The 21,250-nt window shown below is 49.6% G+C and carries 21 protein-coding genes and 3 pseudogenes; 9 read left to right on the top strand and 15 right to left on the bottom strand.

Annotated elements, in window-relative coordinates:
* Positions 1-111 (top strand): annotated as a pseudogene (locus WB371_RS21065) (integrase); the annotation flags it as partial.
* A 69-nt stretch (positions 112-180) separates the two neighbouring features.
* Positions 181-288: pseudogene (locus WB371_RS21060) on the top strand (late control protein B); the annotation flags it as partial.
* A gap of 99 nt (positions 289-387) precedes the next feature.
* Here WB371_RS21060 and WB371_RS21055 read toward each other — a convergent pair.
* The gene (locus WB371_RS21055) at positions 388-1,251 is read right to left on the bottom strand and encodes an HNH endonuclease (protein ID WP_142512533.1); all 864 of its coding nucleotides are present in this window, start codon (positions 1,249-1,251) and stop codon (positions 388-390) included.
* A 566-nt stretch (positions 1,252-1,817) separates the two neighbouring features.
* On the opposite strand from WB371_RS21055, the gene WB371_RS21050 reads away from it, so the two are divergent.
* Together WB371_RS21050 and WB371_RS21045 are read left to right on the top strand one after the other, a co-directional pair.
* Positions 1,818-2,045 carry a DUF1272 domain-containing protein gene (locus tag WB371_RS21050; RefSeq protein ID WP_319616585.1) on the top strand — a complete coding sequence of 76 codons (228 nt, stop codon included), beginning with the start codon at positions 1,818-1,820 and terminating at the stop codon, positions 2,043-2,045.
* Between the two features lie 276 nt (positions 2,046-2,321).
* Positions 2,322-3,878 carry a P-loop ATPase, Sll1717 family gene (locus WB371_RS21045; protein WP_319616584.1) on the top strand — a complete coding sequence of 519 codons (1,557 nt, stop codon included), beginning with the start codon at positions 2,322-2,324 and terminating at the stop codon, positions 3,876-3,878.
* Between the two features lie 293 nt (positions 3,879-4,171).
* Here the strand turns inward: WB371_RS21045 and WB371_RS21040 are convergent, their stop codons facing one another.
* From WB371_RS21040 to WB371_RS21030, 3 genes are all read right to left on the bottom strand, one after another.
* Positions 4,172-5,479: an McrC family protein gene (locus WB371_RS21040; protein ID WP_336221941.1), complete on the bottom strand. Its 1,308-nt coding sequence runs from the start codon at positions 5,477-5,479 to the stop codon at positions 4,172-4,174.
* Positions 5,476-7,632: an AAA family ATPase gene (locus WB371_RS21035; RefSeq protein ID WP_336221940.1), complete on the bottom strand. Its 2,157-nt coding sequence runs from the start codon at positions 7,630-7,632 to the stop codon at positions 5,476-5,478. The genes WB371_RS21040 and WB371_RS21035 overlap by 4 nt, the downstream gene beginning before the upstream one ends.
* Positions 7,633-8,211: 579 nt before the next feature.
* Positions 8,212-9,891, bottom strand: coding sequence for an SgrR family transcriptional regulator (locus tag WB371_RS21030; protein WP_336221939.1), 1,680 nt, complete (start codon positions 9,889-9,891; stop codon positions 8,212-8,214).
* Positions 9,892-10,112: 221 nt separating this feature from the next.
* On the opposite strand from WB371_RS21030, the gene ptsG reads away from it, so the two are divergent.
* The 5 genes from ptsG (at position 10,113) to WB371_RS21005 (ending at position 14,741) form a co-directional block, all read left to right on the top strand.
* The gene (ptsG, locus tag WB371_RS21025) at positions 10,113-11,657 is read left to right on the top strand and encodes a glucose-specific PTS transporter subunit IIBC (protein ID WP_336221938.1); all 1,545 of its coding nucleotides are present in this window, start codon (positions 10,113-10,115) and stop codon (positions 11,655-11,657) included.
* A complete protein-coding gene (locus WB371_RS21020) occupies positions 11,654-12,496 on the top strand; it encodes a glucose-6-phosphate isomerase family protein (protein ID WP_336221937.1) in 843 nt (280 codons plus the stop codon). The genes ptsG and WB371_RS21020 overlap by 4 nt, the downstream gene beginning before the upstream one ends.
* Positions 12,496-13,059: a 6-phospho-3-hexuloisomerase gene (hxlB, locus tag WB371_RS21015; protein ID WP_336221947.1), complete on the top strand. Its 564-nt coding sequence runs from the start codon at positions 12,496-12,498 to the stop codon at positions 13,057-13,059. Before WB371_RS21020 ends, hxlB begins: the two co-directional genes overlap by 1 nt.
* Positions 13,060-13,082: 23 nt before the next feature.
* Positions 13,083-13,718 carry a 3-hexulose-6-phosphate synthase gene (gene hxlA, locus WB371_RS21010; protein WP_336221936.1) on the top strand — a complete coding sequence of 212 codons (636 nt, stop codon included), beginning with the start codon at positions 13,083-13,085 and terminating at the stop codon, positions 13,716-13,718.
* Between the two features lie 222 nt (positions 13,719-13,940).
* Entirely contained in the window at positions 13,941-14,741 is an 801-nt protein-coding gene (locus tag WB371_RS21005) for a nucleotidyltransferase domain-containing protein (protein WP_336221935.1), read from the top strand.
* A 276-nt stretch (positions 14,742-15,017) separates the two neighbouring features.
* On the opposite strand, the pseudogene WB371_RS21000 reads toward WB371_RS21005, so the two are convergent.
* The 11 genes and pseudogenes from WB371_RS21000 to WB371_RS20950 form a co-directional block, all read right to left on the bottom strand.
* Positions 15,018-16,259: pseudogene (locus tag WB371_RS21000) on the bottom strand (integrase).
* Positions 16,260-16,621: 362 nt separating this feature from the next.
* Positions 16,622-16,942 (bottom strand): TA system toxin CbtA family protein, encoded by a 321-nt coding sequence (locus WB371_RS20995; RefSeq protein ID WP_219989642.1) that lies wholly within the window; start codon positions 16,940-16,942, stop codon positions 16,622-16,624.
* Positions 16,943-16,962: 20 nt separating this feature from the next.
* Entirely contained in the window at positions 16,963-17,280 is a 318-nt protein-coding gene (locus WB371_RS20990; protein ID WP_038434454.1) for a type IV toxin-antitoxin system YeeU family antitoxin, read from the bottom strand.
* A gap of 17 nt (positions 17,281-17,297) precedes the next feature.
* The gene (locus WB371_RS20985; RefSeq protein ID WP_038434455.1) at positions 17,298-17,519 is read right to left on the bottom strand and encodes a DUF987 domain-containing protein; all 222 of its coding nucleotides are present in this window, start codon (positions 17,517-17,519) and stop codon (positions 17,298-17,300) included.
* A gap of 8 nt (positions 17,520-17,527) precedes the next feature.
* Complete coding sequence (locus WB371_RS20980; protein WP_058649301.1) at positions 17,528-18,010, bottom strand: JAB domain-containing protein; 483 nt, start codon at positions 18,008-18,010, stop codon at positions 17,528-17,530.
* A gap of 8 nt (positions 18,011-18,018) precedes the next feature.
* Positions 18,019-18,477: an antirestriction protein gene (locus tag WB371_RS20975; RefSeq protein WP_163282085.1), complete on the bottom strand. Its 459-nt coding sequence runs from the start codon at positions 18,475-18,477 to the stop codon at positions 18,019-18,021.
* Between the two features lie 85 nt (positions 18,478-18,562).
* On the bottom strand, positions 18,563-18,799 hold the full coding sequence (locus WB371_RS20970) for a DUF905 domain-containing protein (protein ID WP_038434459.1): 237 nt from the start codon (positions 18,797-18,799) through the stop codon (positions 18,563-18,565).
* A 77-nt stretch (positions 18,800-18,876) separates the two neighbouring features.
* Entirely contained in the window at positions 18,877-19,287 is a 411-nt protein-coding gene (locus WB371_RS20965) for a hypothetical protein (protein WP_038434460.1), read from the bottom strand.
* A 66-nt stretch (positions 19,288-19,353) separates the two neighbouring features.
* Positions 19,354-19,791 carry a hypothetical protein gene (locus tag WB371_RS20960; protein ID WP_163282084.1) on the bottom strand — a complete coding sequence of 146 codons (438 nt, stop codon included), beginning with the start codon at positions 19,789-19,791 and terminating at the stop codon, positions 19,354-19,356.
* A 41-nt stretch (positions 19,792-19,832) separates the two neighbouring features.
* On the bottom strand, positions 19,833-20,369 hold the full coding sequence (locus WB371_RS20955) for a DUF4339 domain-containing protein (RefSeq protein ID WP_089522300.1): 537 nt from the start codon (positions 20,367-20,369) through the stop codon (positions 19,833-19,835).
* A 25-nt stretch (positions 20,370-20,394) separates the two neighbouring features.
* Positions 20,395-21,105, bottom strand: a complete 711-nt coding sequence (locus WB371_RS20950) for a DeoR family transcriptional regulator (RefSeq protein ID WP_089522299.1) — start codon at positions 21,103-21,105, stop codon at positions 20,395-20,397.
* Positions 21,106-21,250 lie beyond the last annotated feature (145 nt).

The following is a 21,250-nucleotide window of genomic DNA, read 5'->3' as shown; positions in this document are numbered from 1 at the left end:
GTGTCAGAATATAACTGTGAACGCCCTCATCAATCACTGAACAATATGACGCCGGAGGAATATCGGCAACACAATCATTTGGCCGGGATCTCAAAAAATGCCTGGAACTAAAACGGGTCTATTTACAAGGTAGCATGAGTTTAACGAACACTTCTTCCTGAAATAGAATGAGGTCAGGAGCATACGTTCGTAACGCATGAAACCTTTGTTCGCTCAGTCTGCCGTCCCGAGAAAATCAGTGCTGCTCCGCCGCACCCGAAAGGGATTCAGCAACAGCTTTCATACTAACCCGCCACTGGCGGGTTTTTAATGATCAGAAACTGCATTGGTACACGATCTTCAAGCGTTCGGTTGATGTGTAGCTGATGGATAAGTTTGAAGTTTTACTCATTCTTCGGGAATATCTCGACCCTGCTTAACAAGATGCTTGATAGTAGCGTAGTCATAATACCCTGCTGCAACCTGTTTAGCGTATTCGATACGTTGCAAGGCAATGACTTTTTCGTACATTGCGCTTTTTACCGAAATAGCTAAGAAATGGTCAAGTTCGGCTAATTCCTCAGCCGTCCTGTCAACAGTAAATAGATATCGACGTTCGTGATGCTCTATTGCTCCAACAAGAAATGCTGCGCGGTCTGCAATGTTATGTAACGGCTTATCACCTAATAGATTGTTGCATTGTGGGCACGATGGAACGGTATGACGGCGATCGTAATGCCTCACTCCACCTCTCCATGCAACTGAAACCACGTGGTCGCGGACAATGCCAGAGCGATAGTCACCGCAATAAATACACCTAGGCCGATCGGTATCATGCTGGTTTATGTTTAATGTTGATGTCGAGGATAACTCCTCGCGTACATATGGCACTGGCTTTTTACGTTTAGCCCGACTTGCAATGACGGCTTTTATTGCTTCATCAGGCAAAGGCTCATCTTCTATTGCTGTTATTCTTTTTGCTGGTTTTTTTTCAGCCTTAAGTAATTGGCTGCTGGCAAGTGGACTTACTTTGGGTACGTTTTTTGTTGCTACAAAAAGCCTGTTCGTTACTGAACTGCGGAAGCTTTCAGGTACTGGATTTTTGGCTGTTGCTTGCTGGTTGGCCTTACTCTGACCAGTACCAGCTTGTGCAATCGGTGTGGCAATAAAGGCATAACCGCTAGAAATTTTATTTACAGTACAAGTAAATTTGTCTTCATCGTAGCGTTTGCGAAAGTGTTCTAAAGCCTGCTCTCGCGTAGTGAAAGCCATCCGCTCCTCCCATTGCTCACTGAAGTAATTGATGAAATTTATGACCAGTCGAGCCTACCTCTACCATTGAATAATGTCTATTGGTCTTAATGGCTTTGAACTGGTGGAAGAGAAAGGGGGAAAGCAAAAGCATGCGTTGCCATTTTGTCGCCACTACTAAAGACAAAGTGGCTACGTTTTCACGTAACCAATTGTTTTTGTTGGTATTATTGTAATTAAAGGAGGAGGTGGTTGAGTTTGTTGGGGATTTTGTTTTTTTTCGCGAAGGGGAAGGCGCAAAAAGAGTGGCGATGATGTTGATATGGAAGAGGTTTTTTTATCTTTTTGATTTTTAATAGGATTGTTGGGGGCTCGTTGGTCGAGGTTTGGGTGGAAGTTGCATACTTGTCGTTCGTTTCCAGTAGTGAGCGTTCCTGTCGAATAATTCACTTTCTTGATTTTTTCGGCCTTTATACCATGCTCATCTAATACATGTGAAAAACAATAACGTCATCTATAGCTGAAGGCGATACAGATAGATAGCCTTTGAAATATCTAATGATGTTCCTTAACCATAAGAGAGTACAATGCTTGAACTTCGTCCTAATTGCGAATGCTGTGATAAAGATCTCCCGCCTGAATCAAAAGGGGCATACATCTGTTCATTCGAATGCACCTTTTGCTCCGATTGCGTGACCCAACGACTTAATCGCCATTGCCCGAACTGCGGAGGGGAGTTGGTGCGACGTCCAATACGCCCCGAAACATCCCTTCTTCGACATCCTGCATCCAGTAAGCGTCACTATAAACAGTAAATATAAAAAATATGTTCGCTCTTTGCTTATAACGGCCTTTGTGATTTTTTGTACCATATGATTAGTGGTCGAAACGGAAGTTGTACTATGTTAGTTGATGAGGTGTTGTTAAGGCAAACCACTAATAGAGCAAAGCGGACTAAAATACATATTATTATATTTAATGATTAAATTGGATGAGTATGTCTGGTCAGAAAATAGTAATTAGTATCTATAAGCACTTTATGTTTTGTTATTAAAAATAATCACGCTTAAAATAATTGGAGCCAACTAGATATGAACTCCTACAAATTCAGAAATAATGATGAGATTGGCAAATTGGAAGCTGAAACAGATTCTTATCTGGATTCATGCTTTTATGAGTCAAATGTATTTAAAGGGATAATTAACTTTGATTCTTCAGAAAGAAATCCAGACTTCACTAGAAGAATAATCGTTGGTCGTACAGGAAGTGGTAAATCCGCATTACTAAAAAAAATACTAAGTAAAGGGAATATAAAAATACATGATACAATCGAAGCTGAAAATACGATCTTTGAACATATCAATAATAATGTGTTTATTTCCGATTTAATATCAAAGGGTATAGATCTAAGAGGGTTTTATAAATCACTTTGGTTGCATGTTTTGCTTATGAAGGTTATCCCGGCAGTCTATAGGTCATCATATCAAAGCTTTTTTGATGAAATAAAAGGTTTAATTGGAGGAAAAAAAAGACCTTATAAACCAGAAATTGCTAATGAATATGTTGAACAATTCCGTGAAAACTTCTTTAATGATAAAGCATTGGTAGAAATTAGTAATAAATTGGAAAACGATTTATCTTTAAAAATTGGCGGTTCTGGATTAAATATAGGCGGTAAACTTAGTAATGCGGATACAACGAGAATTCAATCTGAAACATCAAGTTACGTAAGCAGAGAACTACTCTTTAAACAGAAGGAATTAATTAAAATCCTAAAGGAAGAGTTTGCTGATTCCCAGCAAGTTAGAATAGTTATAAGTATAGATGATTTAGATAAATCTTGGTTGAGTACGAGTGTTATAAGATATGATTTCATCAATGCACTTCTTGAAGCCTTCAGAGAATTATTAGATATTAAGTCAGTTAAGGTACTGATATCCATCAGAACTGATATCCTTATGGGAATCTATAGGAGTAGTTTGAGACAGGATGAAAAAGATCAATCTTTAATATATTCTATCTCATGGAATAAGACAGAAATAAGAGAAATTATTGATGCCAGGATTAATTACTTAGTAAAAAATAGATATCAATCCTCGAAGCTTGTAACAATGAAAGATATATTTGGGTTTCAGGTCGATGGTATAGGGGCGGATGACTATATCTTAGACAGGACTATGCTGAGGCCTCGTGACGCTATAAATTTCGTAAATATATGTCTTTCAGAATGTGATGGCATAGTGAATTTAAATGAAAATATAATTTTGGTTGCCGAGGAAAAGTATTATTCATCAAGAAAAAGAGCTTTGGTTACAGAATGGAAAAGTATCTATCCGTTTATTGATGAATATTTGGATGCTTTATCATTGCTATCAACATCAGAGTTTGACTTACCTATGCTACCTCAAATAGATAAAGAAAAAATATCACAGCATATATTTGATAGATTAGCAAACAATCAAGAAGATGAACATCATATGAAAATAATAATGAACTTTGAGGAGTTGCTTAAAGTTTGGTTCACTGTTGGAGTCATTGGAATCAAAAAAACAAGTTCGCTGATTATATATTCATCTTTTGATAAGCCAAATTTAGACATAACCGACATGAAAAGAACATTTATCATTCATCCACTGTTTAATAGATAGGATATAAAAATATTTTAGTTATTGCTCTTCTGGGGCTTGTTATACGACAAGATCGCGCAGTGTTTCAATTCGATACTGCGCGTACCCACGCGCATGGCGTATTGGATATTTGAAGGGAAAGGCTCGCTCTTCTCTCATAGTTGACCTGCTTTGCTTTTTATTCGTTCATTATCAAGAGCATATACTGGTCTAATACACCGTATTAAAGTTATCATGTAAGTATGAGCCTAAATCATGGATCGAGGTTATTGAGAGAGCCGAGCCTCAAGGTGCATCGGTCTTGCCTTTTCACCTCACTGCGTGTTGATGCCGAGAAGGTTAATTAACTGCCCGACAATCTTGTCCTCATCGAGAATCAGATCCACACTAGCCACCTGTAATTGTTCCTTGCCTGCTAGAATCCTATAGCCTGCATTCAGAGGTTGCGTTCCCAGACCTGCATGATGTGGATAGAGAAGCATAACTTGTGGGCAGTGATAAATCCGTGCATAGGCCATCATCTGGTATACATCAGCCTGCGATATGCCATGCCTGGCATCTTCGGGATGACGCCCAATACGCTTCCATTTAGTGTCTATGATCATAACAATCTGATGGTCCCGCTCGATAAGCAGATCCGGTCGGGTCTGGAAGCGTGGTTTGCCTTCTTTTACGTCCTCGATCAGACAGTATAATCTGCCTGCCTGTGCACGAACCGTCCATTCCGTACCGCGTACAGCACGCTTCGCCAGCGCCGCTATATATGCCTCGAACAGGTCGTTCATTGGGAAAAGGAGTGTAATCCCGTTCTGCGCTCGTTTATCGTGGTGTGTAGCTTGCCAGTCGCGTCGCAGGAGAAGACGTGCCAGATTGTAGAGGGCTTCCCAGCGATGATTGGTTCGGTCGATCCGTACCTGTGACCACGGCAGATGACTGAAAGGGACGTCGCTAACACCCGCTAACAGGATGCGCAATTCATTCAGACGACGGAGCGTATCAGCAGCGCGGGCATAATGGTGAAGCAGAACTACACACGCCTTCATAATTCGAAGTAGGGCGGTATCAGCCGACAGTTCGTCGTAACGACAGGCGAGACGGTCGGGGCGGACGGCAAGCGTAGTGAATTGTCGTTTGATATTGAGCCTTCCGCGCAATGAGGGTAAATCGTCTTCCTGTGCCAAATAGGTGCGCGGTAATCCCCGATGTACTTCAGATAAGAGTCGCTCGGCGAACAAGCGGATGAGTATCTCTAGCAAGCTTTCAGCTTGTCTCGCCATTGTTGCAGCCTGTCCATTGCCGAGTTTAAGGCCGAGGGCGACATCAAGCATACGTATCAGGCGATTGCGTATTGTGGCGTCCGGTTCTATCGTCTCGTCGTCGAATTTGGGCAGGATCTCAAGGCTACATCCCGGAGCGGCAATGACCCCAACTATTTGCCCGGCAATAATTTTGTTATGGCGATCGATTAAGATATTAGTACCGTGCTGATTTGCCAGCGGATGCTCGCGCGCCGCCGTAAGCAGCGCGTTAGCCTGAGGGCGGGTAAAAGCATGAGGAGCGTTTATGCTGCTTTCAGTGTTCACACAAACACCACCCCATTCGCGAACCGTGAGGTGCGTCATTCTTTCGATTCACCAGCCACCTCAAGATCGGTGACATTTAACGTTCTGGTTTTGCCTATCAGTCGATCAAAGGCGTCATTTCTGAACGGTGCACGTACCGACCAGCTTGATAATGGTTCCCCCTCTATTCCGGGTGGCGGTAAAATCTGCTCTTCCTGCATAAAACCATCGCCCAGCACTGTCGCGATTCGGCTCCAGTCCTCGAAGAAATACTCTTGTAACAGCGGTATGACCTTATTGCGCACTGCATCTTCAACTTGTGCCCTGGATTCACAATTGATAAAGAAGGCGTGTCCAATGCGATATTCCCGGCCTATAAGATATTCAATACGCTGGTTGATGGTGGTAAGAACGGCTTTGAGATCGATCCCCTCTACTTCACTTAGCAAGGTCGCGTCGGGAGCCATTTCCCGGAAGTTGAATCGCCGCCTTAATGCTGTGTCGAGCAATGCGATGGATCGATCGGCGGTATTCATGGTGCCTATGATATGAAGGTTGGCGGGGATGCCAAAATCTTTCTTTTTCGAATAAGGCAGAGTTACGGTGAGTGCATCAGGCATTCCAAGACGTTTATCCGGCTCAATTAACGTAATCAGTTCACCGAACACTTTCGAGATATTTGCCCGGTTGATCTCATCAATAATGAGGACGAATTGTTCTGGTTGTCCTTTAACATCGGAACTATTATCTATGTTCTCTGTACTTGAGAGCAGTCTGCCTAGCGCCGGGATATTCACACGACTGGTGGCAATGGAATAGAGCGTCCGCATGGTGAAGTTACCATCGATAATTGTATCGAGTGGCAGTGGTTCATCAAGGGTCAGTAGCCAGCGAACTGGGCGGCGGTGGGCATAGTAACCTTCGGCTTCAGGAACGAAATAGTAATCACCAGTTATTTCAGCGATAGCGCGAAACGCAGTGTTCCCGTAAGGGACAATCACGATATCACCAGGCTTCATTTCGCAACGGAAGGGATAGGTTTGCGTCCAGTTACTAGGCGTCAGATTCCCTGGATTTTGCTTGATCCATTCATCATGAATCGCGTTGAACGATGAGAATCTATCCGCGCTCCAGTCTATGGTCCCACCCCAACCCAGAGCGATATACCCATTGTCGCGGGCATCTTCATACACATCGTCTTCGGTGCCAATTGTCCCTTGCCCCATTTTCCAGAAGCGTTTTTGGGATAGTTGCAGTGCCGAGGCATCTGTCTGTGCACGGGGTTGTGTTCTGGCCTGATCGGCAAGGGCACAAATCTCTCTGAAGAGCCCCGGCGTAGGCATGAGTCTGAATCCAGCAGACGAAGACTCATCTTCACCGATTTCTGGACGAAGGCCCTCAACGAAGGTTTCGTAGTCATAGCTCTGGTGGAATGTGACGAAAGAGATCCTCTTTTCTGCCATCAGTTCGTTATAGCGCGCCATCAGGGCCGCACGCCCATCTTTTGAGTTCGGATAGGCATCTTTGCCATCGCAGAGCGCTACGGCTTCCCTCGCCGTGTGATAGGTCTTTCCGGTACCTGGAGGACCGTAAAAAATAAGGTTAGTCGGAGTTGGTTTAGTCTGGGCCACCAGTTCGCTTCCTTCCGTAAGGATGAACGTATATTTCCGGGTTGTGCTCTTTTTAGGCCCTTCCGTCACCGGAGGGGGAACATCCGCTAGTTCCTGAAATTTTTGACCATCAAGAGCCTGACAGATGTTCGGCCATCCCTTGTCGAGACCCATTTCAGTATTCAGAGGACCAACTACCAGGGTGACACTTGTGTCACCTCGCTCTCTGGCTGGGGTGATGTAGTTTTCAAGGACATAATCCCGAATTTCATCGGCCTGAGAGTCATCACCGCTCAGAAAACGTCCATATTGTCCGAGCCAGCTATTCCAGTTAGACAATCGGTTAAGCGGTTGCTCTGATTCAGGCATTAGTAACCGATAGTCATTGCCGTTGTCTTTGGCATCACGGCGAATCTCTTTGATCCGCTGCCGCAATTGTGCAAATCCATCCGCCTTGTAGGCTGCATCCAGATCTGCATGAGGAGAACCAAGTGCTGCGAGATTTTTTTCTATAGTTTTGACAGCATAAATACGGGAATTGAGGCCTGCTTGCGTTTTGGCGCCTTTGCTCTTCAACCATTCCTGAAATTCAACTTCGAGCATTTCCGATGCCCTCTCATTTTCGTTAACTTACTGATAGCTATCATTGTGGATGATGGAAGGGGCAGTACTGCAACTCTTCGCTACAGATTGCCAATACTATTAATCTTCCGTGCTGATTGTCTCGCTTGCGGGGCGAAGAGTTTGACCAACCTGACATAGCAGACAGGCATCATCCTCGAATGTCATGGTCCCTCAGGAGTGCAGCCCAAGCGCTGTGTCGTTTACTGTAAACATAGCACTATGGATGCCTCGGTCAAGGTATTTTTTTCCATAATTTATTGATAAGAAACAATAATAGTTATTATGTAATGATTTGAACCTTTATGAGCCTTTTAATAAATCGTCATGTCCAAAACTATGTAGCAGCTGAAGGTATAGGCATTGAGAATGGGCATTTTAGCTTCGTCTACCGGACGTTCTGAATGTAGGTATCGGTAGACCGTAAAGGGTGCTGCGGATGGATTTGATGGAATCGCCCATACAGATGGCCAAACGTTCCCCCACCCCAAATCCCGCACTTCTCTCCCTTACCCTTAAAGGCCTTTAAAGGCCCTTTAGCGAGCTTTTGCGGGCGTAGCATTATTCGAGCCAAAGTTGGCTGAAATCCGGCCATCCCAGCGTATTTAAATCCCGCCAGGTAAATGACTTCTCGGTCGCAAATTCCATCCAGTGATGCAGCAAAGGAATGACATATCGCTGGTGGGTCATCTCATGGAAAAAGGCGGCAATGGTTGAAAATGCCTGTTCATCATCGCTGTTCAGAATCATCGGCAACAGGGCGTTCAGGTTTTGTCGCTGGGCTTCAGGCAGTCGCGTAAACAGCGTGGTGGACGCCAGCCATTCAAGAAACGCCGGAACAGAAAAGGTATCGAGCATAAAGTTGCTGAGCCAGATGTCCGCTGGTGTTCGGGGGCGGGCGTTAAAACTGTCAAATGTGTCGACTCGTATCTCGGCACGAATATGCCAGTGTTCAAGCAGGTGGCGAATCGCCCCGGCAAGCTCCACCAGTTCCGGCTGCTGAAAGGTACGGATGATAACGGGTTGACGCAGGTTAAATGGCGCGGTGATCCCGCCGAAATCTACCGGGCGGTGGTTCCACTGCGGCAGCATGCCCTGAGCAACGGAGAGGATGCGCGCATATTCGTCGGGAAGCTGGGTCTGGCTGAGGAGTTCAACAGGTTGCAGCAGATAATTGATAAACCGTCTTCCGGCCTCATCCGCAAAGGCTCCGTCACTGTCGAGCAGCACAAAGCAGCACCCCTGCTCCAGACTACGCTCGTTGAGCGGGCGGTCATCCTGCGCCTCCTCGCCCCGCAGCAGGGGAATAAAGCTCATGCTGATATGCTCCGGTGCCCAGGTGAAAATGGTGATTTCATCCAGTCCGGGACGCGCCTGGTGCCAGTGTTGATTGCGTCGCAAAACCATAAAGTTGTCGCTGTGCTCCTGCAGGTGGAAAGCGCCGGTACAGCGGATGTGGCCGCGGTGGTAATCAAACAGCATCGTCGGCTGGGTGGCGAGCAGGCAGTCGAGCCGTCTGACCGGATGGTGCGTGTCAATCACCAGATGCCAGGGGGCGTCAGCGGTGATTGTCTTGATTGGGCTGAAAAGCGGCGCAAACTGCGGGCTCTGGCTGGCGGCGAGCAGACAGCGCTGAACGGCGCAGGCATCCAGTTCGCTGCCATCGGCAAAGCGGGCGGTGGATTTCAGCCAGAACTCCCAGCGGGTGAAGTCGTCGTTGTGGGTCCAGTAGTGGGCAATATCGGGGACGATCCTGCCCTGAACGGCGTCATAGCGTGTCAGTCCGCTCAGACACTGGCGCAGGAGGTGCCGTTCAGTTCGTCGCAGGGGGACGAGCGGATTAAGGGGATCCAGATTGCGATAGTAGGGGATGCGCACCCGCATTTCGCTACTTTTATCCTGTACACCAAAGCGCCAGAGGCTCAGGCGATCCAGCAGGTCTTTATCGCTACCGATAAATCGCAGCACGTTGTCGTAATCCTGCTTCTCCAGCAGTTTATTGACGTTCTGGCTGAACAGTTTTTCCGGCGAGGTTAACAGATGGAGCCGTGAGCGCTTGCCGCGACCGCACTGCGGCTGCCAGTCGAGCCATTTTTCCTGATGCATCTTTTTCAACGCAATCCGGCAGTTACGTACCGAACAGCCGAAGATGGCGGCGATCTCCTGCATCTGTAATTCGTGCGTCTGACCTGCGCCATAGCGGGCGTAGAGCCTACGAAAATGCGCTTCAAAGATGCTCACGGTAGCGCCCCTGTCCGAGTATGTTTCCCCTTTTAGCGTTTTCTGATGATTCCTGGTGTGATTGTCCTCATAAATCTTCCGGTTTTAAGCAAAAACCGGCAACAAGTTTCGACTTTGGTTGCTGTTTTTTTAACCAAAAGAGGGAGTGATACTCAGGATGTTTAGAGCAATACCTGCTGTTGTGCGAATCCCTGTCATAAAGACGCGCTCAGGAGATCGAGATGAAAAGATTCAACCTTCTGCAAATGTTACAAAGCATCGGGCGATCGTTAATGATCCCCATTGCCATGCTGCCTGCCGCCGGTATTTTGCTGGCCTTCGGCGTCAGCTTTCAGGATCCCAATATTGTCGCCAGCCTGCCGTTTCTCGGCGCTGAATGGCTGGTTCACGTGCTGAAGCTGATGGCGGAAGCGGGCAGTGCGATTTTCGCTAACCTGCCGCTGCTGTTTGCGGTCGGCGTGGCGGTGGGACTTAGTGACGATCAGGGCATTGCCGGGTTGTCGGCGATCGCCGGGTTTCTGATTATGAACGTCACTATCGGTCAGTTTCTGGGGATCACGCCTGAATCGGTGGCGCAGGTGCGTGACTACACGATGGTGCTGGGCATCCCTTCGCTCCAGACCGGCGTGTTTGGCGGCATCATCATCGGGATTATCGCCGCCTGGCTGTATAAACGCTATTACCGTATTCAGCTTCCTTCGTGGCTGGAGTTTTTTTCCGGCAAGCGCTTCGTGCCGATAGTGACCTCCTTCGCCGCGCTGTTTGTCGGGCTGGTGATGGCGGTGGTCTGGCCGCCGGTTCAGCATCTGATTAATGGCCTGTCGAATACCATGACGGTGCAGGGGCCGGGCGTGTCCGCCTTCCTGTTCGGTTTTGTCGAGCGGCTGCTAATCCCGTTTGGTCTTAACCATGTCTGGTGGCCGACTTTCTGGCTCCAGTTTGGCGAGTACGTGAATAAGGCCGGGCAGGTGGTGCATGGCGACCAGCTCATCTTCTTTGCCCAGTTGAAAGACCAGGTGCCGATTACCGCCGGAACCTTTATGGCCGGACTGACGCCCATCAAGATGTTCTGTATTCCCGCGATTGCGCTGGCGATCTACCGCTGCGCCAGCCCGGAAAACAAAGCTCGGGTGAAGGGCATTATGCTCTCTGGCGCGATCACCTCCATCGTCTGCGGTATCACCGAGCCGATTGAGTTCTCCTTCCTGTTTGTTGCGCCCGTGCTGTATGGCATTCACGCTGTCCTGGCGGGGCTGGTGTTCCTGCTGATGGAGTGGTTCAGCGTGCACATCGGGCTCTCTTTCTCCGGCGGGCTTATCGACTATCTCTTCTTTGGCGTTCTGCCGCGCGCACCTCACTGGTACATGGTGTTCCCGGTCGGGCTGGTGATGGGGGCGCTTTACTACGTCCTGTTTACCTTCGCCATCCGCCGCTGGAATTTGCTGACGCCGGGGCGTGAAGTCGAAGAAACTGCTGTGACGAAGGAAAACGACCAGAACGACCAGAACGACCAGAACGACCAGGTGAGCGGCATTATTCTGGACTATGGCGGGCTGGGGAATATGACCAGCATAGAGGCCTGCATGTCGCGTCTGCGCATTGATGTGAAGGATAAGACGCTGGTGGACAAAGCGTTGCTGAAACAGCTCGGTGCGGCGGGCGTCGTCGAGGTCGGGAACAACATTCAGAGCGTCTTCGGCATGAAATCCGATCGGCTGAAAGAGGCGATCCGCGCAGCTAACGCGCATACACAGGAGGTAAAATGAAACAGTTATACCACAGTGGCTTACCGCTATATCTCGATGACGATGGTGTAATGGCGCTGAAACCGCCGCTGAACTATCTCGGCTTTGGCCGCAAAAGCGCCGGGCAGATGGCGGTGGTTTTACCGGAGTTCACTGAAGCGCTGCGTAATGAACCGGCTTACGATGTCTATCGCGGGCTGAGCTTTCCGGAGGATCAGGAACGGCTTGCCGCTGACCAGTACCAGTATGACATCACCATTATCATGCCAGGAACGATCGGCAAGGAGCGCAAGAAAACCAGCGGCCATTATCATGGCTATAACGACACGCGGCGCAACACCTATCCGGAAGTGTATGAAGTGATCAAGGGCACGGCGGCGTATATCCTGCAAAAGTCACCGGATTTTGCCGTCGCACCAAAAGATCTGCTGGTGGACGATCTTATCGTGGCCGTCGTGAAGGAGGGGCAAAGCATTATCGTGCCGCCGAATTACGGCCACTGCTCCATCAATATCGGCGACGGGCCGCTGGTGTTCAGCAACCTGGCGTATAAACCCTGCGCGGTTCACTACGACACGGTGCAGTTTTACCACGGTATGGCCTGCTACATCGTGGAGGAGAACGGGCAGCTCTGCGTGCGCAATAATCACTACTACCCGCATATTCCGCGCATCAAATTCGCCACCGTCAAAGAGAATCCGCATCTTGGCATTACCTTTGATACGCCGCTTTATCAACGCTACCACGTCGCGCCGGAACGTTTCCACTTTCTGGGGCATGTCGATAACTATGTCCGGGAAATCATGGGGATGCTCGAGTATCAGGATGATTTATTCCCGCTCTGCCAGGAGGACGCATGATGGAAACGCAATCTGTTGCAGGTGTCGCCTGTAGTGACCTGCATCAGGCGATATCGCGGCTTGATGGCGCTGCGCTGGCGCGTCTGGAGCAGGCCATCGCTGAAGCGAACGCGATATTTGTTTTTGGCGCAGGGCGTTCGCTGTTAATGCTGAAAGCTGTTGCGATGCGCCTGATGCATATCGGCCTGAAGGTCCATGTTGTCGGCGATGTGGTCACGCCTGCGCTGCAAAAAGGCGACCTGCTGCTGCTGGCCAGCGCATCGGGTGAAACGACTTCGCTGGTGAATGTGGCTACAAAAGCGAAGCAACTGGGCGGTACGGTGGCCCTGCTGACCATTTTCCCCGATTCCACGCTAGGGAAACTGGCAGAGGTGGTGGTCAGGATCCCGGCCTATACCGACAAACTGCCGGATGGACCTGAGAATGAGAAAGGCATTCTGCCCGGCGGCAGCCTGTTTGAAGAGGCGGTCATGGTACTGGGCGACGCCATGATTGTGAATCTGGCGCAGTCGACGGGATATCGCTTAACCAAAGGTTTTGCGCTGCACGCTAACCTCGAATAGTCATTCGACACAAGGAAACCAACATGAAATTACAGCTTGCCCTGGACGAGTTAACCCTGCCTGAAGCGCTGATATTTATTGATAAGGTGGTTGACGACGTTGATATTATTGAAGTGGGTACACCTTTTCTTATTCGGGAAGGCGCGAACGCAATTAAAGCCATTAAAGAAAAATATCCGCATAAGGAAGTGCTGGCGGATGCGAAAATCATGGATGGTGGATATTTCGAGTCCCGACTGTTATTTGATGCTGGCGCGGACTATATAACGGTTCTGGGCGTGACTGATGTATTAACGATCCAGGCGTGTATCCGGGCGGCAAAAGAGACGGGAAAGCAGGTGGTGGTGGATATGATCTGCGTCGACGATCTGCCCGCGCGGGTCCGCCTGCTGGAAGAGGCGGGCGCGGATATGCTGGCGGTACACACAGGCACCGACCAGCAGGCAGCAGGGCGCAAGCCGATTGATGATTTGATAACGATGCTGAAGGCGCGCCGGAAAGCCCGGATCGCCGTGGCAGGCGGCATCAGCAGCCAGACGGTGAAGGATTATGCGCTGTTAGGCCCGGATGTGGTGATTGTGGGATCAGCGATCACGCACTCGGTGGATCCGGCAGGTGAAGCGAGGAAGATTTCACAGGTATTGTTGCAGCATCACTGAGATTAGACGAAAAGGACGACATCTGGCGCGGCTGTGTGCCAGATGTCGGAATAACCATAAGATTATGCCTGCAGTCTGGTTGATATATGTACCAATAGTGGACATGCGGTTAAGTGAATAAATTTTCTAAGGACATTGCTGTTCCTGCACAAAATATCTGGCCTGAATATAAACTACTCGATATTCTGAAATGCTTTGTATTTTTTGTGAACAGGAAAAAGTATGCTGAGTACGTTACCCGATTTACACAGAAGTTTTGCAGAGCAACTCAAACTTAAATTTCAGTCTGATTCGCGAATCCATTCCCTTCTTGCTGGTGGCTCGATGATTCATGGCGGATTTGATAAATACTCCGATCTCGATTTCATCGTTGTCGTCGACCCTCTCTACTATGACGAAATCATGGCGCAGCGTAGGGAGCTCGCCGGGACATTAGGTCATCTGCTGCATGCTTTCACCGGGGAACATGTGGGAGAGCCTCGCCTGCTTATATGCCTGTATGGCCCCGAACTCCTTCACGTCGATCTGAAATTTGTCACCCTGGAAATGCTCACTCAACGCGTTGAGGAGCCAGCAGTGTTATTTACCCGTGATAACACTGCTCTGAAGCGACAACTGGCAAAATTTAGTGCTCACTGGCCCAACATGACGCCGGAGTGGTTTGAGTCCCGAGCCTGGATCTGGCTTCATTATGCAGTGGTTAAGCTGGGAAGGGGGGAACTCTTTGAAGCGATTGGTATGCTGGCATTCTTCCGGGAGCAGGTGCTGGGACCTATGCTGTACCGTCGCGCAAATCTACCGCAACGTGGGGTTCGCCGCATTGAATTCCACGGCATTGATCCTGAGGGCCTGCTGACTTCCACGTTGGCAACGCACGATCGTGACTCCGTCAGCATGGCCATCAGAATGGCTGTTGACGCTTATATCAATCTGCGGGCGGATGCTCTGCCTGAAAATATCGCAGACGATGCGGCACGTTGGGCGGTTCTTGCCATTCTGAAAGCGTATTCTGACAGGGGTTGAATCTGTACTTCCGGTCGCTTACACGGCCGGAGTAAAAGTATCATCGGAGAGGCAGGTAATAGCCAAATCACGGGATGGACATCTGTAAGTATCCCCTCCAGGCAGACCATACGCTTTAAGATATTTGATCTGACGTGTCATAACGTCTTATGGCACGAAACGGATACTTGGGTATTAACTTATAGTTAAAATGAGTGAACAGGCTGATATCGAAATGAATTACAGGCTGTTACCCAGCCTGGAGTACAAGTCTGATTTTGCCAATACTTATAGCCTTTATCCCACTAAACGCATTCCCTTTACCCCATCTTCAAAAATATTTCCACTATCTGCAGCCATCACAAAATCAGCCCACCACTGCATCATCGGGCGTCTCTGCTCAAGATAATCACTACGGTTATAAGCGCGACGTACCTCATTTTTGTCCACATGGGCCAGCTCCGCTTCAATAACATCAGGCGGAAAGCCTTGCTCATTAAGGGCCGTGCTGGCAATAGAACGCAGCCCGTGAGAAACGAGTACGCCTCCTAAACCAGCACGCTTCAGTGCGGCATTAACTGTTTGGCTGTTCATTGGCTGGGTTGGTTTGATGCGACTGGGAAAGATAAATTCTCGATTTCCGCTTAACGGATTCATCATTTCCAGAACAGCCATTGCCTCATCTGATAAAGGAACGGTATGGTCGCGGTTCATTTTCATTCGTGATGCGGGAATTTTCTATTCTCGCGCTTCCAGATCAACTTCGTCCCAGCGAGCCTCAGCCGCTTCGGCAGGACGGGTAATAGTAAGAAGCTGCCGCATGAACAGGCATCGTGTTGACTGGCTGATGTTTGCTGTTCGCATTGTCTGTATCAGTTGAGGCAGTTGATCAGGCCGGATGCCCGGCATGTTCTTTTTCTGAGGCTTCTCGAACGCTTTTCCGATGTTTACGCTGGGAACAGCATCAATCAGGCCTGTGTTCTGAGCATAAATCATGACCTCGTTAATACGCTGACAAAGGCGGCGAACAGTCTCTAATGCACCTCTGGCCTGAACCGGCTGAACAGCTTTAACCAATGTATGAGTCTTAATCTCAGTGACGCTTATATCACCGATTGCTGGGAAAACATCTCTCTCAAGCGAGCGCCAGATATCGTCGGCATAGTCCTCTGTTACGCTGGCTCTCTTCACATTCCACCAACGCTCGGCAACTAACAGGAAAGTGTTGGTTTTGGCCTCTTGAGAATTTCTCACCTGTTCTTTCTGATGTTCCTGTGGATCAATGTCTTTCGCCAATAAAACTCGAGATTCAGCTCTGAGTTTACGCGCATCAGAAAGCGAGACAGCAGGGTAGGCTCCGAAGCTCTGCTTGGTTCGCTGCTTTGTCAGAGGTCGATAGTAACGGAACTGCCAGAGCTTACTACCGCTGGACTTGATTAACAGAGTAAGCCCGTCACCATCATAAAGCTGGTAATCAGCATCTTTGGATTTAGCTGCTTTGATTTCGGTATCGGTTAGAGGCTTGGTTTTTCTTGCCATTATTAGCTTCCACGCTTTTGGGCCCAACAAAGACAATAGATAGTTTTGTTGGGCCTATCAATGGGCCTAAAAGGTTCGGATTTAATTAGTTGGCTTCAGACTTCGCGGGACAAATTGAGGGCACAAAAAAGCCCGCAGGGCTTGCGCCGTGCGGGCTCTTAGGACTTCATCGGATGACTCTGGTAATCACCGATGGAGAATTTTGGTGGGCTGGCGGAGTCTGAATTGGTGCTGTAATTATCTGAATTATATAATCTAAATTCTAATTCAACTTTGTGATGGTGCCTAATGTGGTGCCTAAAAATATTTTTACCTTTTTTGCCCAGTAAAGAGATGGGGTGTGGGAAGAAAACTGACACTACTTAAATTCTCATTTCCCTCATAGCCCGTCTGGCTTTTAGAATGTCTACAGCAGTAATAAAAGGCGACTGTTCTTGCCAGCTAAACCCCTTACTATCTATGCGAACCAGTTCGTATTTTTCCACCAGAAAATTCACGGCATCGACTAAAGAGATACCGGCATCGATATGTTCCTTAATAACAGTTTCATTACTGAACGGCGTGTCGTTCAGTGTCAGGCCATAGTGCTGTCTAAGCAGGCTTGTCAGTAACATTTGCCAGACAGCTACTGGCGACAGACAGGGCTTCGCCGCCCGCGAAATTATAGCAGGTAGGGTTTTCATGTTTGCTCTCGTGAAAGTAATTAGCGCTGAGTGGGATAAATGGCGATGTATACGTAGCCGCAACTACCAAGAGTATCGGCTTCGCAGGTAAAACCGTTGTGGTACAGGGTAACGCAGTGGGCATGACGGGGATTCAGTTCGCCAGTGGTCAGCACCGACTCTATCTGGCTGATAAAATGTGGAAATACCACATTCAGCTTAATACATTGGGCATCACTAAACTTACCGGTGATACTGGCCCGGTCATCGAGATAGTGCAGCCGGTTGCCCTCCTGCACCAGACGTGCTCCCAGGCACGGCGTGATATCCCTCTGCAGGCCCCATGTGGTGTTGCTCATTTATAACCTCTTTATTGTCAGTTCAGGGTGATACTCATCAGGTAGGCATACGGTCCGCAGCGGTCCTGGCGGCGTTCAGCGTATACCGCCAGCACGCCGGGAATGTCAGGAACTACCTTACCGATGTAATGACAGACACTGCCGCGCCACTGGTATCTGCCGGTGCAGTATCGAAAAATGCGTGAGGCCGGATGCTGACGATAAATTGTCATCGCCCGGCGTTTACTGATAATTTTCATGTAATACCTCAAAGCAGACCATGCTCAGCGAACGACAATATCTGCGTACCACCGACGATAAGGTGGTCAGGCACACGGATATCAACGAGCTGAAGCGCCTGCACCAAACGCTGCGTTATGGTCTTATCTGCCTGGCTGGGCGTGGTATCGCCGGAGGGGTGGTTATGCGCCAGTATCACTGCTGCTGCATTGAAATACAGGGCGCGTTTGACCACCTCACGGGGATGTACCTCGGTGCTGCTAATGGAACCGGCAAACAGGGTTTCATGGGCAATCAATTGGTTCTGCTGATTCAGGTACAGCACCATAAACTCTTCGCGCTCCAGCCCCGCCATTTTCAGTTTCAGCCAGTCACGGGCAGCCTGAGTGGAGGTAAATGCCACGCCTGTTTCGCGCAGGTGTCGGTCAAGCAGGGTTAAGGCGCGTTTTACCGTACGTTGTGCGGTCAGTGGAAGTGCCGGAGCCTGTGGGATAAGTGACTGTTCTATCATGAATATCCTTAATCAATAATGCGAAAAATGGCGTGGGATTCAGGGTGCTGCAGGGCGTAATCCCGCAGGTGGTAATAGTGCTCCGTCATGGCATCGCATTCGGTGCGACAGGCGTGATGGCTGTATTCAATCAGGCAGATAGCAATACCTGCGGCTTCTGCGCTCATTTGCGCACCATTACCGTTCATGCTGTTGAAAAGATGCCATTTGTCGTCACTGTCAGCATCAGGAGCCATAAACGCGCCGCCATTGCTGAGCGTGTAAAAGGACCAGATACCACCGCTGTACTCATCACAGAAGCGTTCCATCCAGGCGAAAATACGGGATTCCAGCGTTATCCACTGTGTGATAGCACCAAAGTGCAGCGGCCAGAAATCGAGACGCTGCTCGTCAGGTACTGGTGATGCAGTAAGGTCAAATTGAGGTTCATTAGCGGACATCAATTTGCATTGCGTTTGTGCCGTCATGGATATTCTCCGTCAATAAAAACGCCAGCGACGATGGCTGGCGTATGGGAAATAAAGGACATGCAGGGATGATGGATGGGTGTAATCAGGAGGAGGATGCTCTGAGGGTGCCGTACTGTCGGATATAACGGTTATGTCCTTCACCAGCATCAGGCTCAAAGCACCACACCCGCCAGACCATTCGACCTTCAGAGTCACGAACCACCAGGCGGAAGTGGCTACCCTGGTCGTCTTCAATGCTGATGTTGTGATACCGGCGGGTAACCGCTTCAGCTTGCTGTCGGGTGAAAGGTCCCGGTGGCAGCATGTGAGATTCAGACATTCGATGTACCTTAAAAGCAAAAGCCCCTGACGCAGAAGTGTCAGGGGCTATGAGTGTGTGCAGGTGTGGGGTGATTATCAGTAACCGGTTTGTACCTTATACAACCGCAGGGTTTTACTGCCCCGGACAATTTTCACATACAGGGCATTATCTTTTGTGCCGCGCACAAACCCGGCCTGCACATCGCCCTTGCAGTCACCACCGTCGTAAGGAATGTTGACACCGGTCTGGCGCACCAGGTCGATAACCCCGAAGCTTAGGTCTTCACAGGCCGGGCCCGGCAGGTCGTGAATCAGGGCAAATTTATGGTCGTCGCTGACACCTGTCAGTGAGCACATGGAGGTGTTGATATCGTTTCCCTGGCACCAGTATTCCTGGCCGGGATTGTCTTTATCCATAAGGCTTGCCGGAAGCTGAGCGGCACCGGCACTGAATGCGGCAAGTGACAGAATGAGGGTGGGTACAGCAGAGGTCAGCATTTTCAGCATGGTCTTCGTCCTGAATTAATCCAGCCCGCAGTTGGGCAAAATAAGAGTGGTTGATATCGGGTGTTATCAGAAGCGCCGGTAGCGAAACAGCTCTTTGCCCTGGTAAAGTGCCACCAGGTCGTCATATTCCGGCTTCTTCTGGTTGGGCTTAAAGGTCACTACCGTGCCCGGACGGCACAGATCTTTTACGGTGAGACCGAATTTCTTATCCGGAGTAATGGTGAATCCCTTCGACACATCGTTGCGCATGATAGTTATCCAGCCCCACAGGCCGCCTTCGCAGTCTTTAAAAGGTGCTGAACGCACCGTGACCATCCCGCCCTGACGGTCAACAGACATGGCTTCGCATTTTCCGGTAACCTGACGATGCGCATCACACCAGAAAATATTCCCGCTGTTGTCATTGACGACTGCAGGTAGCGTCCGGTTATAGGGCTGGGCCTGAGCCCCTGCACAAAGCAGAAGGCTGCCGGAAATGCCCAGTATTTTAATCAGCGTTTTCATTACGTTAGTCCTTGACAGAGAAAGTATCAGGTAGCGGTGATTCAGGCCCATACGGTCAGGGCCAGCATCACAAGCCATACCCAGAAGTAAGCCGGTTTCTGACCGAGAGTTTTCGCCCGACGCCACAAATAGAACGGCACCAGCCAGGCCAGTTTGCCGAACATGGTGGTATCCACTCCGGCCTTACGAAGGCGTCGTTCATCGAGATACCCCAGAGCGATATTGAGCAGCAGCGTGATAAACCAGTACTGCCCGCCCGAGACAGCCTCATATGCCTCGTCAAAAGACATTCCGTTCAGCCCTGCAGTCCACAGCTCGAGCGTATAACCAATGAAGGGAGCAAATGCCAGCGTCCATATCACTCCACCCGGAATGCGGTTCCTCGGCAGCGTTGGTGGTGTAGTGCTGTGGAGCAGCGCTGAAGCCAGCGGGGTGGCGGAGACCGGTTGCCAATCCGTCATTCCCTGTCGCCACACCAGCGTGGCAGCGGTGAGTTCACCGCGCGCAATCAGGCCAGTGATGTCGTCTTCGGTCACATTGTCGTGACGTATGCCATTTTTCTCGTAATACCAGGTCATTGTTTTTCCTTCTTAACAGAGGTAATTAAATCAGTGTGTTGCCCCGCTCCTCCTCAGAGGGCCCAGGAGACAGGATTTCGCGAATACAGCTGAAGTGCGGTAGAGCCCGGATAAAGCCCGCCTGTGTGGTTAACTGGCTGAGACGTTTTCGCGGGGTAAAAGTGGTGTTCAGGACTGTCACCGCATGGATGGTCGCCAGAGGGTGCACGGTGATATGCCCGTTAAGTTCACCGGTGAGGTACCAGCAGCCGTCGAGTGATATCAGGCGGTACGGAGCCAGCCCGTCACAGCGCTCTCCCTCGGCCAGCAGTAGTACCCGCTGGCAGGCGGTAATGGCACTGACGAGACGGTAGAACACCAGCGAGATGGCCGGTGACACAGACTGTGGCGGCTGCCATACCAGACACGGCATCCCTCCCGCAGTGAGCAGCATGCCCGCCAGACGCCGGTCCAGCCCCGGAAAAATATCGGCCAGTCCGGCCCGGTGCGCGAAGGTCAGCGCATCAAGCTCGCCCTGTACGCCCCCACCGGTGCTGCGCAGGCGACATTGCCCCCGTCGATACTCAAGGTCGAGGTACATCAGCCGTTCGCGAAAATCCCGTCGCAGGGTACGGACTGACACACCAAACTCTGCAGCCAGCCGCGCCATGTTCAGCGTTTCACCTGCAACCAGGCGGCTGATTATCAGTGACAGCCTGACAGCCAGCCGGTCATGACGGCGCTCTGCCTGTGTCATCTTAAATCTCCGTAATAGTTAACTGACTGAATATGAAATGATTCTAAAGAGGAGGGCGGACAGGGTATGGACATGGAATGAACTATTTTTTATCTGCCTCCGTAAGCAGGCATGACGCGGCACACCGTGAAATGCGGTGAAAAAA

Source organism: Citrobacter amalonaticus (assembly GCF_037053465.1).
Lineage (GTDB): Bacteria > Pseudomonadota > Gammaproteobacteria > Enterobacterales > Enterobacteriaceae > Citrobacter_A > Citrobacter_A amalonaticus_H.
This window is presented reverse-complemented; position numbering and strand designations above follow the sequence as displayed.

Bases quoted from the DNA above. Each gene is read 5' to 3' on its own strand.
- WB371_RS21055 (WP_142512533.1), bottom strand. From the start codon at position 1,251: ATGGCTTTCACTACGCGAGAGCAGGCTTTAGAACACTTTCGCAAACGC.
- WB371_RS21050 (WP_319616585.1), top strand. From the start codon at position 1,818: ATGCTTGAACTTCGTCCTAATTGCGAATGCTGTGATAAAGATCTCCCG.
- WB371_RS21045 (WP_319616584.1), top strand. From the start codon at position 2,322: ATGAACTCCTACAAATTCAGAAATAATGATGAGATTGGCAAATTGGAA.
- WB371_RS21040 (WP_336221941.1), bottom strand. From the start codon at position 5,479: ATGACGCACCTCACGGTTCGCGAATGGGGTGGTGTTTGTGTGAACACT.
- WB371_RS21035 (WP_336221940.1), bottom strand. From the start codon at position 7,632: ATGCTCGAAGTTGAATTTCAGGAATGGTTGAAGAGCAAAGGCGCCAAA.
- ptsG (WP_336221938.1), top strand. From the start codon at position 10,113: ATGAAAAGATTCAACCTTCTGCAAATGTTACAAAGCATCGGGCGATCG.
- WB371_RS21020 (WP_336221937.1), top strand. From the start codon at position 11,654: ATGAAACAGTTATACCACAGTGGCTTACCGCTATATCTCGATGACGAT.
- hxlB (WP_336221947.1), top strand. From the start codon at position 12,496: ATGGAAACGCAATCTGTTGCAGGTGTCGCCTGTAGTGACCTGCATCAG.
- hxlA (WP_336221936.1), top strand. From the start codon at position 13,083: ATGAAATTACAGCTTGCCCTGGACGAGTTAACCCTGCCTGAAGCGCTG.
- WB371_RS21005 (WP_336221935.1), top strand. From the start codon at position 13,941: ATGCTGAGTACGTTACCCGATTTACACAGAAGTTTTGCAGAGCAACTC.
- WB371_RS20995 (WP_219989642.1), bottom strand. From the start codon at position 16,942: ATGAAAACCCTACCTGCTATAATTTCGCGGGCGGCGAAGCCCTGTCTG.
- WB371_RS20990 (WP_038434454.1), bottom strand. From the start codon at position 17,280: ATGAGCAACACCACATGGGGCCTGCAGAGGGATATCACGCCGTGCCTG.
- WB371_RS20985 (WP_038434455.1), bottom strand. From the start codon at position 17,519: ATGAAAATTATCAGTAAACGCCGGGCGATGACAATTTATCGTCAGCAT.
- WB371_RS20980 (WP_058649301.1), bottom strand. From the start codon at position 18,010: ATGATAGAACAGTCACTTATCCCACAGGCTCCGGCACTTCCACTGACC.
- WB371_RS20975 (WP_163282085.1), bottom strand. From the start codon at position 18,477: ATGACGGCACAAACGCAATGCAAATTGATGTCCGCTAATGAACCTCAA.
- WB371_RS20970 (WP_038434459.1), bottom strand. From the start codon at position 18,799: ATGTCTGAATCTCACATGCTGCCACCGGGACCTTTCACCCGACAGCAA.
- WB371_RS20965 (WP_038434460.1), bottom strand. From the start codon at position 19,287: ATGCTGAAAATGCTGACCTCTGCTGTACCCACCCTCATTCTGTCACTT.
- WB371_RS20960 (WP_163282084.1), bottom strand. From the start codon at position 19,791: ATGAAAACGCTGATTAAAATACTGGGCATTTCCGGCAGCCTTCTGCTT.
- WB371_RS20955 (WP_089522300.1), bottom strand. From the start codon at position 20,369: ATGACCTGGTATTACGAGAAAAATGGCATACGTCACGACAATGTGACC.
- WB371_RS20950 (WP_089522299.1), bottom strand. From the start codon at position 21,105: ATGACACAGGCAGAGCGCCGTCATGACCGGCTGGCTGTCAGGCTGTCA.